The sequence below is a fragment of the Enterobacter sp. KBR-315C3_2022 genome, from assembly GCF_041399425.1.
Taxonomy (GTDB): Bacteria; Pseudomonadota; Gammaproteobacteria; order Enterobacterales; family Enterobacteriaceae; genus Enterobacter.
The window spans coordinates 226,187-241,520 of the sequence record NZ_JBGKEB010000004.1 but is presented as its reverse complement, the minus strand read 5'-3'; the positions used below and the strand labels follow the sequence as shown (position 1 = coordinate 241,520).

Here is a 15,334-nt window from a genome sequence, read left to right as displayed (position 1 = left end):
ATAACCACATTATCAGTGCGTATTTAAGCTTTATGAAATCACATACAGGCTCTTAACAATTTGTGCTGTTTTAGCTTCCGCGAGAACACCCTTAAAAGCAATAATCCTAATATTACCAGTAAAAATCCTATTCAAACAGGGCTTATTTTCTTTAATTCGTGACAGCAAGCAAGTCTCCGCGCGTAAACACCAGGAATATTCCATCACATTAACTGTTATTTGGGTAATAAAATTTCACTAGGACTCGATGAGATATATCCGTAACATGGAGATAAGGATCTGTACTTATAACGGACGTACTGTGAGAAAGCCTGAAAATTACCTGATAAAATGCCAGGGTTGCGTTTTTAATTGCAACTTAACTGAATTTTTTAGTATGCAACTGCTCGATTGCGTGGGAACCCAATACATTATCTGGCCTGCCGAAAATGCTTATTTAGCAAGAGGCATAGCGAGTCTACTTAAAGATACGCATCCCAATAATCACTCCAGGGGATTACTTTTTGTCGATTTTACGCATTACTATCTGTCTATTTTCAGCAACGATTCCTGGCTAAATATGCTGGAAAAAGTGCCGATGGATATCATATTACTCGCCGACCAGACCATGGAGCCTCTCGCCCATTTCTGGAAGAATCATGACAAACGAATTACCGATGCGTTGTCGGTAAGGAAGCATCGCCCTTTCTCCGTAAAGAACCGGGCGCGCATAGGATCAATTAACCGAAACAGAGGGATTAAACCCGCCACGCTGATGGAAGTTAAGGTCCTGGAGCTGCTGATGTCGGGTCACAACGCGCGGGAAGTGGGCGAAATGCTGAACATTTCGTCAAAAAACGTTTTTAACCTGCAATATTCTCTGGAGCGCAAGCTTGGCAAGACGTTAAAGGAAATGATTATTCTGTAGCGGTACCTTATTTGAGAAAATCAATTCTTTCCCACCTAATCCTGTTTGCGCAAACCGCTTAGAGCTAATTAATCTTTTTTGAATATTGCCGTTCTTCAGGAGAAATCTTTCGTTAACTCACGCTCTTTGAGATCGGCTTTTTAAATGATTCTGTGCTCATATGCAGAGTATCCTTGCCGCTGCACAATGATATTTCCCCCTCAGTCGATCGCACTCTTAAATATAACCACAAAGTGGTAATACCATATAACGCGGGTATTAGTTTTGTAACGCTTCTCACCGCAAATCCCCTTCCCTGTCAGTAATGGGCGTAATGCCCCGTTGTCTATACTCATTCCATACCCGACAACGGAGCACGCCATGTCCTTACCCGACTTCCACGCCTCTGAACCCTTCACCCTGGGCATCGAACTCGAGCTGCAGGTGGTCAACCCGCCGGGCTACGATCTGAGCCAGGACTCTTCCGCGCTTATCGCCGCCGTCAAAGACGACATTAAGGGCGGTGAAGTTAAACACGACATCACCGAAAGCATGCTCGAGATTGCGACGGGCGTGTGCGAGAACATCGACCAGGCGGCGGCGCAGTTCTCGGTGATGCAGCAGAGCATCCTGCGCGCGGCGGCGGAACAGCATATCCAGATCTGCGGCGGCGGCACGCACCCGTTCCAGAAGTGGCAGCGGCAGGAGGTCTGCGACAACGAGCGCTATAACGCCACCCTTGAGCGCTTTGGCTATCTGATTTTGCAGGCCACTGTGTTCGGCCAGCACGTCCACGTCGGCTGCCGCACCGGGGATGACGCCATTTATCTGCTGCACGGCCTGTCGCGCTTCGTGCCACACTTTATCGCGCTGGCGGCGGCGTCGCCGTATATGCAGGGCACCGACACGAAGTTCGCCTCGTCGCGGCTCAATATCTTCTCCGGCTTCCCGGACAACGGCCAGATGCCGTGGGTCAACGGCTGGCAGGAGTTTGAAGGGCTGTTCCGTCGGCTCAGTTCCACCAGCATGATCGACAGCATCAAAGATCTGCACTGGGATATTCGCCCTAGCCCGCACTTCGGCACCGTCGAGGTGCGGGTGATGGACACGCCGCTGACGCTCGCCCACGCCATTAATATCGCCGGGCTGATCCAGGCAACGTCCCACTGGCTGCTGACCGCGCGGCCCTACAAGCATCAGGAAAAAGATTTTCTGCTGTACCGCTTTAACCGCTTTCAGGCGTGTCGCTACGGGCTGGAGGGGATCCTGACGGACGTGCATACCGGCGAGCATAAAACCGTGGCGGAAGACTGCGCGTGGCTGCTGGAGCAGGTTGCGCCATCGGCCGAAAAGCTCGGCGCGACGAGCGCAATCAAGGAAATTGCCCTGCTGTTAAAGCAGGGCAAGAGCGAGGCGCAGCGCATGCGGGACTTTATCGCCGACGGCGGCTCGCTTATTTCTCTGGTTCAGAAGCACTGCGAGCTGTGGGCGACGAGTCCGTAAGGCCGTGGCCCCACTCGCGCAGCCGCTGGAACAGCACGAACAGCGCCGGGATAAACAGAATGCCGACCACGGTCGCCACCAGCATCCCGCTGAACACCGTGGTGCCGATGATGCGTCGGCTCTGGGCGCCCGCTCCGGTCGCCAGCATCATCGGCAGGACGCCGATAATAAACGACACGGCGGTCATCATCACCGCGCGGAAGCGGCGCGACGCCCCTTCCCGCGCGGCATCGACAATCGTCATCCCGTCCATGCGCCGCGCGCGGGCGAACTCGACGATCAGGATCGCGTTCTTGGCGGCAAGGGCAATCAACAGCACCAGGCCAATCTGCACGTACACGTCGTTGGCGTATCCGGCGATCCATAGCCAAACCAGCGCCCCGCCGAGGGCGAACAGCACCGAGAGCATCACGCTCGCCGGGAGCGTCCAGCTCTCGTACTGCGCGACGAGGAACAGCCACGCCATCACCACCGCCGCCAGCATAATCCACAGGGCCTGATTGCCGGTCTGCTGCTCCTGATACGATATGCCGCTCCAGGCGTAGTCGTACCCGGCAGGCAGGTTCTCTTCCAGAAGCTCGCCCATTGCCGCCATCGCGGCGCTGCTGCTCACTCCGGCCGCCGCCGAGCCGCTCACCGACACCGACGGAAACTGGTTGTACTGCTGCAGGAACGGCGCGCCGACGGTCGGCGTGATGGTGACGAGGTTGCTCAGGCGCACCCGCTCGCCGCCGCTGCTGCGCACGAACAGCTCGCTGATCTGCTCCGCCCGCTCGCGCCACTGCATCTCGTTTTGCATCACCACGTGGTAGATGCGGTTGTTGACGCTGAAATCCCCGGCGCGCGTGCCGCCGAAGGCGGTTTGCAGGCTGCTGAAGATGCGCGAGACCGGCACGTCGAGCCGGGCCGCGCTCTCGCGATCGACCGTCAGCGTCAGCTGCGGCACGCTGCTGCTCCAGGTGGTGAAGACGCGGCTCAGCTGCGGATGCTGGTTGGCTTTTGCCAGCACCTCGCGCGTGACCCGCTCCAGCTCCGCCGGGCTTTGCCCCGCCTGCGCCTGAATGCGCAGGTCGAAGCCGGAGGCGTTGCCCAGCCCCGGCAGCGTCGGCGGCGCGAAGGTCATGATCGTCGCTTCCGGCAGGGCCAGCAGCTGGCGCTGCAGCGCGCCCATCACCTCATCCAGCGGCGGACGCTCGCTCCAGTCCTTCAGCATGATGGAGATAAACCCGCCGTTGGAGGCGCTGGTGCCGTTGAGAATGTTAAACCCGGACACCTGAATCACGTCTTCCACCGCCGGATTTTTAGCGATCAGTTCGCGCGCGGTGGCCATAACCGCCTCGGTGCGCTCCAGCGACGCCGCTTCCGGCAGCTGGACGCTGGCAAAGAAGTAGCCCTGATCCTCCTGCGGCAGGAAGCCTTTCGGCATCGACGTCACGCTGAACGCCACCACGGCGGCCGCCCCCGTCGTTGCCAGCAGCGCCAGCCACGGCCGATGGGTAAACAGGCTCACGATGCGGGCGTAGCCGCCGCGCGTGGCGTCCAGCCCGCGGTTGAAGCCGCGGAAAATGGCCGCAGGGCGCGCCGGGCGCGGGCGCAGCAGCAGCGCGCACAGCGCGGGCGTGAGCGTCAACGCGACCAGGCTTGAAAGGGTGACGGCGGTGGAGAGCGTCACCGCAAACTGGCGGTACAGCTCGCCGACGATCCCCGGCAGCAGCGCCACCGGCACAAACACCGCCAGCAGCACCAGCGTCGTCGCGATGACCGGCCCGGCAATCTGGCGCAGCGCCAGCGCGGTCGCCGCGGTGCGGCTCTGCCCTTCCGCCATCAGCGTTTCAACGCTCTCCACCACCACGATGGCGTCATCCACCACCATGGTCAGCGCCAGAATGATGGCGAACAGGCTCAGCGTGTTGGCGGAGTAGCCGAGCGTATAGAGCACGGCAAACGTGCCCACCAGCGACACTGGAATGGCAAGCGCGACGATAAGCGTGGCGCGCCAGCTTTGCAGGAACAGGGACACCACGACCACGACGGCCAGCAGGGTCAGCGCCAGCGAGACGCTAATCTCCTTGATGGTGGCGGCAACGAAGGCGGTGGTATCGAATTTGATCTCGTAGACCAGATCGTCCGGGAAGCGTGTCGACAGCCGCTCCAGCTCGGCGCGCACCGCGTCGGCCACGCGCAGGGCGTTGGCGGACGGCGTGGGGTAGATGCCGAGGTAGGCGGAATCATGCCCGTTCAGCTGCGCGCCGGAGCTGTAGCTGCGCGAGCCCAGCTCGATGGTGGCGACGTCCTTCAGGCGCACCAGCTGGCCCATCTCGCCCGCGCGGATAATGATGTCGGCGAAGTCTTCCGCCTGGTTGAGGCGGCCGAGGCCGTTGATGGTCAGCGTCTGCTGCTGGCCGTTAAACACCGGCGGCGTGCCGACCTGCCCCGCCGCGCCCTGCACGTTCTGCTCGCGCAGCGCCTGGGCCACGTCGTCCGTGGTGACGTTCAGGGCGTTCATGCGGTCCGGACGCAGCCAGATGCGCATGCTGTAGTCGCGCGCGCCGAACATCTGCACCTGCCCAACGCCCGGCAGGCGCGACAGCGCCTCGCGCACCTGGGTGCTGGCGTAGTTGCTGACGAACAGCGGCGCGTGGGTGTTATTCGGTGAGTAAAGACTTACCCCCATCATCAGATTGGTGGCGCGCTTGCGGACCTCCACGCCGTTTTGCTGCGCCTCGGCGGGCAGCTGCGCCACGGCCTGCGCCACGCGGTTTTGCACGTCGATGGCCGCCATGTCCGGGTCGGTGCCCGCCGCAAAGGTAATGTTCAGGCTGTAGCTGCCCTCGTCCGAACTGGTGGATTCCATGTAGAGCATGTGGTCCACGCCGTTCAGCTGGGTCTCCAGCGGCGTGGCGATGGCCTCGGCCACGTCGGCCGAGCTGGCGCCCGGCCATGACGCTGACACATTCACCACCGGCGGCGCAATCTGCGGGTACTGCTCAACCGGGATAATCTTCAGCGCGATGGCGCCAAGCAGGGTTATCACCAGCGCGATCACCATCGCGAAGCGCGGGCGTTTGATGAAAAACGTCAGCATGGTGGCTCCTTAATTCAGTATCTGGACGGCAGCGCCGGGCTGCACGCGCTGCGCGCCGTCAGTGATCGCTCGCTCACCTGGCCTGACGCCGGAGGCAATCTCAAACTGCTGGCCAATCTGCCCGGCCACGTTCAGCGGGCGCATTTCGGCTTTGCCGTCGGCGTTGATAACCCAGGCAAAGAATCCGTCGCCGTTCTGCTGCACCGCCGCGACGGGCAGGGTCAGCACCGGCTGCTCGCCCGCCGGACGCAGGTAAACATTAACGTTGCCGCCGGGCAGCAGCTGATGGCGCGGGTTGGCGAACTCGGCGCGCAGCATCACGCTCGCGGTGCGCGGATCGATGCGGTTATCCACCGAGGTCAGTACCCCGCCGACGCGCTGACCGCTGCTGTCGATCAGCGCCTGCCAGGCCTTTTTCATCGCCCCGAGATCCGCATGCTGACCGGCCTTGTCGGCAAACGCCCCCTCTTCCAGGGCAAAGGCGATGCGGATCGGGTCAAGCTGTACGATCTCCACCAGCACGCCGCTGGCGGGATTCACCAGGCTGCCCGCGTGGAACCGGCTGTGCCCCACGCGGCCGTCAATCGGCGAGGCGATGCGGGTGTAGGTTAGCGTCACGCGGCGGGCTTCAAGCCGCGCGTTGGCCTGCTCCAGCGCGGCGCTCGCCACGTCGCGCTGCATGCGGGCGTTGTCCACGTCGTGACGGCTGATGGCGTTGCCGCTGCCCAGGCTTTCAAAGCGGGAAAGCTGCTGCTGCGCCTGGCGCAGCGTGGCCGCGGCGCTTTTCACTTCGGCCTGCGCCAGGCGCACGGCGGCGCGCGGCTCGGCGTCGTCCAGCTCGAACAGCACGTCGCCTTTTTTGACGTACTGCCCGTCGCGGAAATTGATTTTGGTGATGACGCCTTCCGTGCGGGCGCGCAGCTCAACGGTGTGAATGGCCTCAATGCGGCCGGGAATTTGGCGCTCGGCGGCGTGGGCGGTCTGCTCGACGACGGCGACGCGCACGGGAACAGCGGCGGCGAGGGCGGGTTGCAGGGTGCTGGCGAGGAGCGCGAACAGGAGCGGGAGTTTCATGGGAGTACCTCAGATGTGTTCCCCTCACCCCGGCCCTCTCCCCAAAGGGGCGAGGGAGAAAACCGAGCCGACCCTTCCCCTCAAAGCCGAGGGAGAAAACCGAGCCCAAGGGGGAGTACCAGACGGTCCCCTCTCCCCTATGGGGAGAGGGTTAGGGTTAGGGTGAGGGGTAAGGTTTTAAGGTTTCAGTTACGCAGCCTTACGGAACCTGCGGGTCAGGCGCTTCTCGATCTCGACGATAAAGAACATCGCGCCCGCAACGGCCAGGGTCACAAACCAGTAGCGCAGCGGCAGGGCTTCGGTGCCGAACAGCATCTGCATAAACGGCAGGTAGATAATCGCCGCCTGCAGCAGGAACAGCACGCCGGTGACCAGCCAAATGCCCTTGTTCGCCAGCAGGCCGCGGTTCAGCGAGAAACCTTCGGTGTTGCGGCAGTTAATCATGTACACCCACTGGGCGGTAACCAGCATCTGCAGCAGCACGGTGCGGATGAACTCCGCGCTGTGGCCGCGCGGGCCGAGCCAGGCTTCCAGCGCAAAGGCGGCGATGGCGATCAGGGTGCCGACGAAGGCCACGCGCCATACGGCGTAGGCGTCCATCACGTGCTGCCCGGTCTGGCGCGGCGGACGGCGCATGATGTTGCGCTCGGCGGCTTCAAAGGCCAGGCCGAAGGAGAGCGTGGCGGAGGTCGCCATGTTCATCCACAGGATCAGCACCGGCGTCAGCGGAATGATGTTCCCCGCCAGCAGCGCAATCACGATCAGCAGGCCCTGCGCCAGGTTGGTTGGCATGATGAACAGGATGGTCTTCTTCAGGTTGTCGTAGACGCGACGCCCCTCCTTCACCGCGCTGGCGATGGTGGCGAAGTTATCGTCCGTCAGGACCATGTCCGCCGCCTCTTTGGTCACTTCCGTGCCCTTAATGCCCATCGCGATGCCGACGTCCGCCTGGCGCAGGGCCGGGGCGTCGTTCACGCCGTCGCCGGTCATGCCGACAATCTCGCCTTTATCCTGCAGCGCTTTCACCAGGCGCAGCTTATGCTCCGGGCTGGTGCGGGCGAAGATGTCATATTTCACCGCCGCGTCCGCCAGCTCGGCGTCGTCCATTTTCTCCAGCTGATAGCCGGTCACCGCCTGCTCGCTGTTGGCGATCCCCAGCATCTGGCCGATGCTCATCGCCGTCTGCGGGTGATCGCCGGTGATCATCTTCACGCGGATCCCCGCCTGCTGGCAGGCCGCAATGGCGTCAATCGCTTCCGGGCGCGGCGGATCCATCATCCCGGCGATGCCGAGGAAGATCAGGCCGTGGCTCAGGTCGTCGTGGGTTAATTCCTGCTCGCCGCTCGCCGGCTTGAACGCTGCGGCAACCATGCGCAGCCCCTGGCGCGCATAGCGCTCCATCTCGGCCTCCCAGTACGCGCGGTCAAAATCAGCGGTGCCGTTGCGGGTCTGCTGCTGTGCGCACAGGGCGAAAATCACGTCCGGCGCGCCGGTGACCAGGATCTGCTCCTCGCTGCCGATCTGGTAGTGGGTGCTCATGTACTTGTACTGCGAGTCGAACGGGATCTTGCTGACCAGCGTGGTCATGACCGGCGCGAGGTTCGATTTTGCCGCCAGCACCTTCAGCGCGCCCTCGGTCGGCCCGCCGGTGATGCCCCACAGGCCGCGCTCGTCCTGAATCATCTGGCTGTCATTACACAGGTCGATGGTGCGCAGGTACTGCTCCAGCACGGTGCCCGGCTGGATCTGCACCGGCTCGTCGCTGCCTTCCAGGTAGAGGCTGCCCGTCGGCTCGTAGCTGTTGCCGTCCACGCGGTAGCAGGCGTCGGCGGTGATAATGGCCTTCACCGTCATTTCGTTCATGGTCAGGGTGCCGGTTTTATCCGAGCAGACCACCGTCATCGCCCCCAGCGTTTCAACCGTCGGCAGCTTGCGGATAATCGCACGCTTGCGCGCCATCGCCTGCACGCCCAGCGAGAGGATGATGGAGATAATCGCCGGCAGACCTTCCGGCACGGAGGCCACGGCCAGGCTAATGAGGGAAAGCAGCAGCTCGCCCATCGGGATCTCGCGGAACACCAGGCTGAAGAGGAACAGCGCCGCCATCATCACCAGAATAATGACGAAAATCGCTTTGCCCAGCTTGTCCATCTGCACCAGCAGCGGGGTACGATGCTTCTCAATGCCCGCCATCATCTGGTTGATGTGGCCGAGCTCGGTCTCCTGGCCGGTGGCAATCACCACGCCAACGCCGCCGCCCGCGCTCACGGTCGTGCCGGAGAACACCAGGTTGGTGCGATCGCCGAGCGGCAGCTCACCGCTAAGCGGATTAATATGCTTATCCACAACCGTGGATTCGCCGGTCAAAATCGCCTCTTCCACGCGTAAATTATGCGCCTCAATTAAACGCATATCCGCCGGAATACGATCGCCCGCGCGTAAAACAATAATATCGCCCGGCACGATTTCCGTGGTGGGAATCGTTTCATGGCTGCCGCAACGAATCACCCGCGCGTCGCTGGAGAGCATATTGCGAATGCTTTGCAGGGATTTTTCCGCGTTGCTTTCCTGAATATGGCCGATTAAGGCATTGATAACCGCCACGCCCAGAATAACCAGCGTATCGACCCAGTGGCCCATCACGGCCGTTAATACGGCAGCGGCCAGCAGGACGTAAATTAAGACGTCATTAAAGTGGGCAAGAAAACGCAGCCAGGCCGGTTTGCCTTTTTTCTCCGGTAGCGCGTTTGGGCCATGCTTTTGCAAACGCGCCTGCGCCTCTTCGCGATCCAGGCCGCTAGCCTGGCTCTGCTTGTTAGCAAGCACTTGCTCTACGGTCTGCTGGTAAGGCAGCCCACCTGACGGTGGTCGATTCTGAGATGGAATGTTTTTGGTCATCATCATGTTCCTTTAATTTCCGATGGGCGGAAGCCTGATTTCCTTTCGGGCTTAAATATATTCATCTTTAATACTTGCGACTAAAATTGATCTACCGCAATATATTTAACGACGGGTTATTCAAAACTGATTAACGCTATTTCGATGAGATGATTTTTACAAAATATTTCTAAACCAATCCTAAACGAGGAGGATGCATGTTTGGTATTTATCGCGGGCGCCGCCTGGCGTTATACATCTTCGCCGCCATTGTTATTGCGACGTTAATTGGGTACAGCACCTACACCTTTGTAAAATTATTTTCCTGAGGACGACATTTATTTACACAACACAATAATAGTTTAAGCGTCTCAGGTTAATTTTTATTTTTCTGTTTTTTCAGCGCAGAATTAAGGCTTCGTTTTATCAAAAAAGCGCAGCCGGGTTTATATTGCTTTACGAATCAATATGCCCGACAATTACTTTTTTAACTGACGATTAACATTAAGATGAAACACCCGTTAGAATCGCTGCTCATCGCAGGCGGCATTTTGCTGCTGGCCCTGCTCTCCTGCCTGCTGCTGCCCGCGCCGTCGCTGGGCCTGGTGCTGGCGCAGAAGCTGGTTGCGACCTTCCACATGGTCGATCTCAACCAGCTTTACACCATTCTGTTCTGCCTGTGGTTTCTGGCCCTGGGCGCCATCGAGTTTTTCATTTTGCGTTTCGTCTGGCGCCGCTGGTTTTCGCTGGCGTCTTAAGAGCATAAAAAAAGCCGGGTGGCGACTTCGCCTTACCCGGCCTGCTTTTTTCAATGTCAGTGCGTCCGACCGTGGTTTTCCTTGCGGTACGCGCCCGGCGGCTGATGGAAGGTGCGGGTGAAGATACGCGTAAAGGTCTGCTGCGAGTCGAACCCGTAGCGCAGGCAAATATCGTACACCCGCTCGTCCGATTCGCGCAGGTCGCGCGCCGCCAGCAGCAGCTTGCGCTCGCGAATGTAGCGCCCGAGGCTCTCCCCTTTGTACTGCATAAACAGCCTTTGTAAATGCCACTTCGAGTAGCCCGCGTGGCGGGCAATCTCTTCAATGCGCAGCGGCTGGTGCAAGTTGTCGTCGATCCATTCGACGATGGTATCGATGACCTGAGCGGAAATGGTCATACTGCTCTCCCCTTCGGCTTCTCGGTTGATCATAATTCCCACCACTGATGAAATTCCTGCGCGGTATCGCCCACGCGGACCGGCTCGCCCTGCTCCGGCGTCAGCAGCCGATAGTTTTTGCCTTTGCTGGCGTTGGCCAGCTGGATCAGCGGATCGTTCCAGGTATGCTTCGCCAGCACGAACCGCCCGTTGTGGCCCGGCACCACCGCCCTGGCGTTAAGATCTACCGAAGCCTGCGCGGTTTCCTCCGGCAGCATGTGAATGTACTTCCAGTCCTGATCGTACTGCCCGTTCTCCATGATGGCTAAATCCACCGCGCCAAACTGCTCGCCGATGGCCTTAAAGTGCGGGCCGTAGCCGGAGTCTCCGCTGTAGTACACCTTCTGCTCCGGCGTGACGAACATGAAGCTGCCCCACAGGGTTTGGTCGCGCTTGATGCCGCGCCCGGAGAAGTGGCGCGCGGGCAGCACGTGTACCGTGAGCGCGTCGCTGATGCGCACCTGCTGGTCCCAGTCGCGCTCGTCGATAATCTCCGGGTTCATGCCCCAGTAGCGCAGGTGCGAGCCCACGCCGAGCGGCGTCACCGCGCGCTTCACCTTCGGCAGCAGCGCCCTGATGGTGGCGTAATCCAGGTGGTCATAGTGATCGTGGGAGATAATCAGCAGGTCGATGTCCGGCATGCTCTCCGCGCGCCACGGGTATTCCCCCTCGAACGCCTTGTTGAGGAACGAGAACGGCGCGGCATAGTTGCCGAGAACCGGGTCGATCAGGATACGTTTGCCCGCCAGCTGCATGTACCAGGACGAGTGCCCCAGCCAGACCAGCGTGTCCTGCTCCAGCGGCAGGCTCGCGAGATCGGTTTTCACCAGCGGCAACGGCCGTGCGGGACGCGCGTTTTCGGTTTTACGGGTCAGAAACTGCCACCACGCCACCAGCATATTTTGCTGCCCGGTGAAGCCCGGGGTCGGCAGCGCGTTGTGAAACTTCCCGTCGCGGTAGCGTGGCGAGGCCTCCACTTCCGTCAGCTGCTCCCCCTGCGGGGGTTGGCCAAATCCGGCATTCAGAACAAACGGCAAACTTGCAGCTGAAGCAATAAACATGACAAACACCACGCAGATGAGAAGAGGCTTTTTCATTTCCTGACCCGTTGACGCGCCCCGTCCGATGGTTTGCGCGGGCTGAACTTGATTATGAGTGAGTAAGCACTCATTATAGATAGGACGAGAAAGTCGTCAAGACGTTTTCGATCTTTGACATTCCGCGTTGCAGGGTGATGCCCCGCGTGCTTCAATACGTTTTTTTACATTTGACAAAGAGGAGTTTTTAGTGGCACGTCCGAAGAGTGAAGATAAAAAACAGGCGTTACTGGAGGCAGCAACCGCTGCGTTTGCGCAGTCGGGGATTGCCGCGTCAACGGCCACCATCGCCCGACGCGCGGGGGTTGCCGAAGGCACTCTGTTTCGCTACTTTGCTACCAAAGACGATCTGCTTAACGCCCTCTACCTGCACCTGAAGCAGGATCTGTGCCAGACCATGCTGGCCAACCTGGACCGCACCATCACGCTTCCCAAAGATCATACCCGCAATATCTGGAACAGCTACGTCGACTGGGGCATTCGCAACCCCGTCGCCCACGCCGCCATTCGCCAGATTGGCGTCAGCGAGAAGCTCAGCGCCGAGACCGAACAGGCCGTTCACGATATGTTCCCGGAGCTAAACGAGCTTTGCCGCCGCTCGGTGCGCCCGGTATTTATGTCCGACGAGTTTAAAACCTTCGGCGATGCGATTTTCCTGTCGCTGGCCGAAACCACCATGGAATTTGCCACCCGCGATCCGTCGCGCGCGGTCGATTTTAAGGCGCTGGGCTTTGAAGTGATGTGGCGCGGCCTTGCCATAGAGAATGCCGATGGACAGTAAATCACTGCAGGAACACGCCATAGGCGTGGCGCTGGACCTCCCCTTCACGGAGCGCTGCTGGCCCTTCGGCCCGGAGTTTGACGTGTTTAAGGTAGGCGGAAAGATTTTTATGATCGCCGCAGAGGCTCACGGCCGTCTGCACGTTAGCCTCAAATCCGATCCGGAAAAATCACTGCTTAATCAGCACATTTATCGCGGCGTTGAGCCGGGTTACCATCTGAATAAAAAGCACTGGATTTCGCTCTACGGCACGGACGATATCACCCCGGAACTGGTGGCCGATCTGGTCAACGACTCGTGGAATCTGGTGGTGGATAAGCTGCCTAAAACAACCCAGAAGTGGATACGCCCGGCGTGATTGTTCACCTCAGACGAACAGTTTAAGCGCTCGAAATGCACTTATCTTTTGTCATTTTCCCTTGTAATCTGCTTTCCTTTCGCGCCCGCAAGCGGGCGAATTTACTGACCAGGAGTTGTTATGGATATCATTTCTGTCGCGCTGAAACGCCACTCTGCCAAGGCGTTCGACGCAAGCAAAAAACTGACCGCGGAAGAAGCGGAAAAAATCAAAACGCTGCTGCAGTACAGCCCGTCCAGCACCAACTCCCAGCCGTGGCACTTCATCGTTGCCAGCACGGACGAAGGTAAAGCGCGCGTGGCGAAATCCGCGGCGGGCACCTACGTGTTCAACGAGCGCAAAATGCTGGATGCCTCTCACGTGGTGGTGTTCTGCGCGAAAACCGCAATGGACGACGCGTGGCTGAACCGCGTGGTGGATCAGGAAGAGGCCGACGGCCGCTTCAACACGCCGGAAGCCAAAGCCGCCAACCATAAGGGCCGCACCTTTTTCGCCGACATGCACCGCGTGGATCTGAAAGATGACGACCAGTGGATGGCAAAACAGGTATACCTGAACGTGGGTAACTTCCTGCTGGGCGTAGGCGCGATGGGCCTCGACGCGGTACCGATTGAGGGCTTTGACGCGGCTATCCTCGACGAAGAGTTTGGCCTGAAAGAGAAAGGCTTTACCAGCCTGGTGGTGGTGCCGGTTGGCCATCACAGCGTGGAAGATTTCAACGCCACGCTGCCGAAGTCTCGCCTGCCGCTGAGCACCATTGTGACCGAGTGCTAAGACTGACGGGCCGCGGACTGCGGCCCGTTACGTTCTGCTGATAACCAGCCTGCGGTGCGGATGTACATCGCGATCGTGCCCCCAGGCAAAGGCAATCCAGCGTTCTTCCAGCTCGGCGTAGGTATGCACGGGCGTCAGGGCCCACTCTTCACCGACCGTACCGTCCGCAACGCTTATCCGATAATCCATCGTAAACGCCCAGTCGATCATTCTCAGCCAAAACCTTTGCCCGTCTCCGGTTTGCTCGCTGTCAGAAACGACGATGTCATATTCGTTTAGCACCCACTGAAAAAACAGCTGCGGGAATCCGCTAATGACGCGCTGATGCACGACGCGCGGCGTGCGCCAGACCATAACCTGCGTCGCCGCGCCGTGAGGAAATGTGATTTCCTTATGAAACGCCAGCTTCACGGCATAGGCCGTGTAGGGCTTACCGTCCTCAGTGGTGACCAGCCTGTATTCGTTACCGTAGAGGGATTTTAACAAACGATAGCCTACCGGCAGCACAAAGCCGGGCAGATGAAAATCTGCCGTTCCGCGCGCAAGGAAAGCGTCGGTATGCTCAACGTTACGGGAGATAAGCCCCAGTTTTTGGCTGAAATCTGCAGAATCAATCATTAGCGGCGGCACGGTGGTTTCTCATCACGCAAGTATAGACGACTTAACATCCCGCCGAAATGACGTAAATTCAGCGGGTTGTTTTCATTAAGACGTCAACCTACACGCTTTAACGCGCTCAAGCCGAAACCGTGATGATTCCCTGAAAGCCCCTCGCAAAAATCTTATTTCCCCTGCTCGGCAAGCCAGTCCATTGCCCTTTCCCCCGCCTCGTCCACCGGCAGATAGACCAGCAGGCGCGAGCCGTTGCGCGGTGCGGAGTACCAGTACATCTGCTGCAGGTGAAAATCCCCCAGCTCGGGGTGGGTAAACAGCTTGAGCTGATTTTCCACGCCGCGCACGTCGTTGCGCTGGTGCCACAGGGTTTTAAACTCCTCGGATACCGCAAAGAAGCGCGCCAGCTTGGCCTCCCACTGCGGATCGCCCCGGTGCTCGGCCATCGCCGCGCGGAAGTAGGAGACGAAAATAGGCAGCACGTCGTCGCGCTTGCCGAGCCGCGCGCGCCACGCCGGATGGGTGAGGAACAGGTAGATGCAGTTGCGATCTTCCAGCGGGATGGCGTTAAAGTCGACGCCCATCAGATGGCCGAAGCTGTCGTTCCACGCCACGATGTCGAAGTTCGGCTTTTGAATGCTGGCGGGCTTCGGCATTAGCGTATCGAGCAGGCGGCGCGTGCCTTCGCTGATCCCTTCACAGCAGACCGCCTGCGGCGCTTCGCCCGGCGGCAACCCGGCCAGCACGAAGAGGTGCCGGGCCTCGGTTGGCGTGCACTGGAGCGCTTTCGCCACCGCCGCCATCACCGCGCTCGACGGATTCACGTCCCTGCCCTGCTCCAGCCAGGTGTACCAGGTCACCCCCACGTCGGCGAGCATCGCCACCTCCTCGCGGCGCAGGCCCGGCGTGCGGCGACGGCCGCTGCGCGGCAGGCCGAGGCGCTGCGGATCGAGGCTTTCACGGCGCGCGCGTAAAAACGCCCCGAGCTGCTTGCGGGTGTCATCCTGAAGCGAGGTAACGGGTTCAGACATCAGCGCCATAAATCCTCCTGCGTGGTAGTGCCAGTACCAGTATAAGCAAGAACTGGTACCC

The 15,334-nt window shown here is 59.8% G+C and carries 13 protein-coding genes; 6 read left to right on the top strand and 7 right to left on the bottom strand.

The genetic code is table 11. The features are described 5' to 3' along the window. Positions 1 to 376: 376 nt before the first annotated feature. Together AB8804_RS07030 and AB8804_RS07025 are read left to right on the top strand one after the other, a co-directional pair. Complete coding sequence (locus tag AB8804_RS07030) at positions 377 to 907, top strand: helix-turn-helix transcriptional regulator (RefSeq protein WP_371184599.1); 531 nt, start codon at positions 377 to 379, stop codon at positions 905 to 907. Between the two features lie 360 nt (positions 908 to 1,267). Continuing rightward, positions 1,268 to 2,389 (top strand): YbdK family carboxylate-amine ligase, encoded by a 1,122-nt coding sequence (locus tag AB8804_RS07025; protein WP_371184597.1) that lies wholly within the window; start codon positions 1,268 to 1,270, stop codon positions 2,387 to 2,389. On the opposite strand, the gene AB8804_RS07020 is transcribed toward AB8804_RS07025, so the two are convergent. From AB8804_RS07020 to AB8804_RS07010, 3 genes are all read right to left on the bottom strand, one after another. Continuing rightward, positions 2,340 to 5,474, bottom strand: a complete 3,135-nt coding sequence (locus tag AB8804_RS07020; RefSeq protein WP_371184595.1) for an efflux RND transporter permease subunit — start codon at positions 5,472 to 5,474, stop codon at positions 2,340 to 2,342. The two genes, AB8804_RS07025 and AB8804_RS07020, sit on opposite strands and share 50 nt — an antisense overlap. A gap of 9 nt (positions 5,475 to 5,483) precedes the next feature. Beyond that, positions 5,484 to 6,548, bottom strand: a complete 1,065-nt coding sequence (locus AB8804_RS07015; protein WP_371184593.1) for an efflux RND transporter periplasmic adaptor subunit — start codon at positions 6,546 to 6,548, stop codon at positions 5,484 to 5,486. Between the two features lie 189 nt (positions 6,549 to 6,737). After that, positions 6,738 to 9,446: a cation-transporting P-type ATPase gene (locus tag AB8804_RS07010; protein ID WP_371184630.1), complete on the bottom strand. Its 2,709-nt coding sequence runs from the start codon at positions 9,444 to 9,446 to the stop codon at positions 6,738 to 6,740. A gap of 488 nt (positions 9,447 to 9,934) precedes the next feature. Here AB8804_RS07010 and AB8804_RS07005 point away from each other — a divergent pair, with 488 nt between their 5' ends. Then, on the top strand, positions 9,935 to 10,183 hold the full coding sequence (locus AB8804_RS07005; protein ID WP_371184591.1) for a DUF1158 domain-containing protein: 249 nt from the start codon (positions 9,935 to 9,937) through the stop codon (positions 10,181 to 10,183). Between the two features lie 56 nt (positions 10,184 to 10,239). Here AB8804_RS07005 and AB8804_RS07000 read toward each other — a convergent pair whose 3' ends face one another. Then, complete coding sequence (locus AB8804_RS07000; RefSeq protein ID WP_371184629.1) at positions 10,240 to 10,581, bottom strand: RamA family antibiotic efflux transcriptional regulator; 342 nt, start codon at positions 10,579 to 10,581, stop codon at positions 10,240 to 10,242. A 29-nt stretch (positions 10,582 to 10,610) separates the two neighbouring features. Beyond that, entirely contained in the window at positions 10,611 to 11,717 is a 1,107-nt protein-coding gene (locus tag AB8804_RS06995) for an MBL fold metallo-hydrolase (RefSeq protein ID WP_371184589.1), read from the bottom strand. Positions 11,718 to 11,907: 190 nt separating this feature from the next. Here AB8804_RS06995 and AB8804_RS06990 point away from each other — a divergent pair, with 190 nt between their 5' ends. From AB8804_RS06990 to nfsB, 3 genes are all read left to right on the top strand, one after another. Further along, the gene (locus AB8804_RS06990) at positions 11,908 to 12,498 is read left to right on the top strand and encodes a TetR/AcrR family transcriptional regulator (RefSeq protein ID WP_371184587.1); all 591 of its coding nucleotides are present in this window, start codon (positions 11,908 to 11,910) and stop codon (positions 12,496 to 12,498) included. Beyond that, positions 12,488 to 12,856, top strand: coding sequence for an MmcQ/YjbR family DNA-binding protein (locus AB8804_RS06985; RefSeq protein WP_371184585.1), 369 nt, complete (start codon positions 12,488 to 12,490; stop codon positions 12,854 to 12,856). Before AB8804_RS06990 ends, AB8804_RS06985 begins: the two co-directional genes overlap by 11 nt. Before the next feature lie 120 nt (positions 12,857 to 12,976). Next, complete coding sequence (gene nfsB, locus AB8804_RS06980) at positions 12,977 to 13,630, top strand: oxygen-insensitive NAD(P)H nitroreductase (protein WP_371184583.1); 654 nt, start codon at positions 12,977 to 12,979, stop codon at positions 13,628 to 13,630. A 27-nt stretch (positions 13,631 to 13,657) separates the two neighbouring features. Here the strand turns inward: nfsB and AB8804_RS06975 are convergent, their stop codons facing one another. Together AB8804_RS06975 and AB8804_RS06970 are read right to left on the bottom strand one after the other, a co-directional pair. Next, a complete protein-coding gene (locus tag AB8804_RS06975) occupies positions 13,658 to 14,260 on the bottom strand; it encodes a hypothetical protein (protein WP_371184581.1) in 603 nt (200 codons plus the stop codon). 152 nt (positions 14,261 to 14,412) lie between these two features. After that, complete coding sequence (locus tag AB8804_RS06970; protein ID WP_371184579.1) at positions 14,413 to 15,282, bottom strand: helix-turn-helix transcriptional regulator; 870 nt, start codon at positions 15,280 to 15,282, stop codon at positions 14,413 to 14,415. Positions 15,283 to 15,334 lie beyond the last annotated feature (52 nt).

Excerpts from the sequence above, each read along its gene's own strand:
- AB8804_RS07030 (WP_371184599.1), top strand. The coding sequence starts at position 377 with ATGCAACTGCTCGATTGCGTGGGAACCCAATACATTATCTGGCCTGCC.
- AB8804_RS07025 (WP_371184597.1), top strand. The coding sequence starts at position 1,268 with ATGTCCTTACCCGACTTCCACGCCTCTGAACCCTTCACCCTGGGCATC.
- AB8804_RS07020 (WP_371184595.1), bottom strand. The coding sequence starts at position 5,474 with ATGCTGACGTTTTTCATCAAACGCCCGCGCTTCGCGATGGTGATCGCG.
- AB8804_RS07015 (WP_371184593.1), bottom strand. The coding sequence starts at position 6,548 with ATGAAACTCCCGCTCCTGTTCGCGCTCCTCGCCAGCACCCTGCAACCC.
- AB8804_RS07010 (WP_371184630.1), bottom strand. The coding sequence starts at position 9,446 with ATGACCAAAAACATTCCATCTCAGAATCGACCACCGTCAGGTGGGCTG.
- AB8804_RS07005 (WP_371184591.1), top strand. The coding sequence starts at position 9,935 with ATGAAACACCCGTTAGAATCGCTGCTCATCGCAGGCGGCATTTTGCTG.
- AB8804_RS07000 (WP_371184629.1), bottom strand. The coding sequence starts at position 10,581 with ATGACCATTTCCGCTCAGGTCATCGATACCATCGTCGAATGGATCGAC.
- AB8804_RS06995 (WP_371184589.1), bottom strand. The coding sequence starts at position 11,717 with ATGAAAAAGCCTCTTCTCATCTGCGTGGTGTTTGTCATGTTTATTGCT.
- AB8804_RS06985 (WP_371184585.1), top strand. The coding sequence starts at position 12,488 with ATGGACAGTAAATCACTGCAGGAACACGCCATAGGCGTGGCGCTGGAC.
- nfsB (WP_371184583.1), top strand. The coding sequence starts at position 12,977 with ATGGATATCATTTCTGTCGCGCTGAAACGCCACTCTGCCAAGGCGTTC.
- AB8804_RS06970 (WP_371184579.1), bottom strand. The coding sequence starts at position 15,282 with ATGGCGCTGATGTCTGAACCCGTTACCTCGCTTCAGGATGACACCCGC.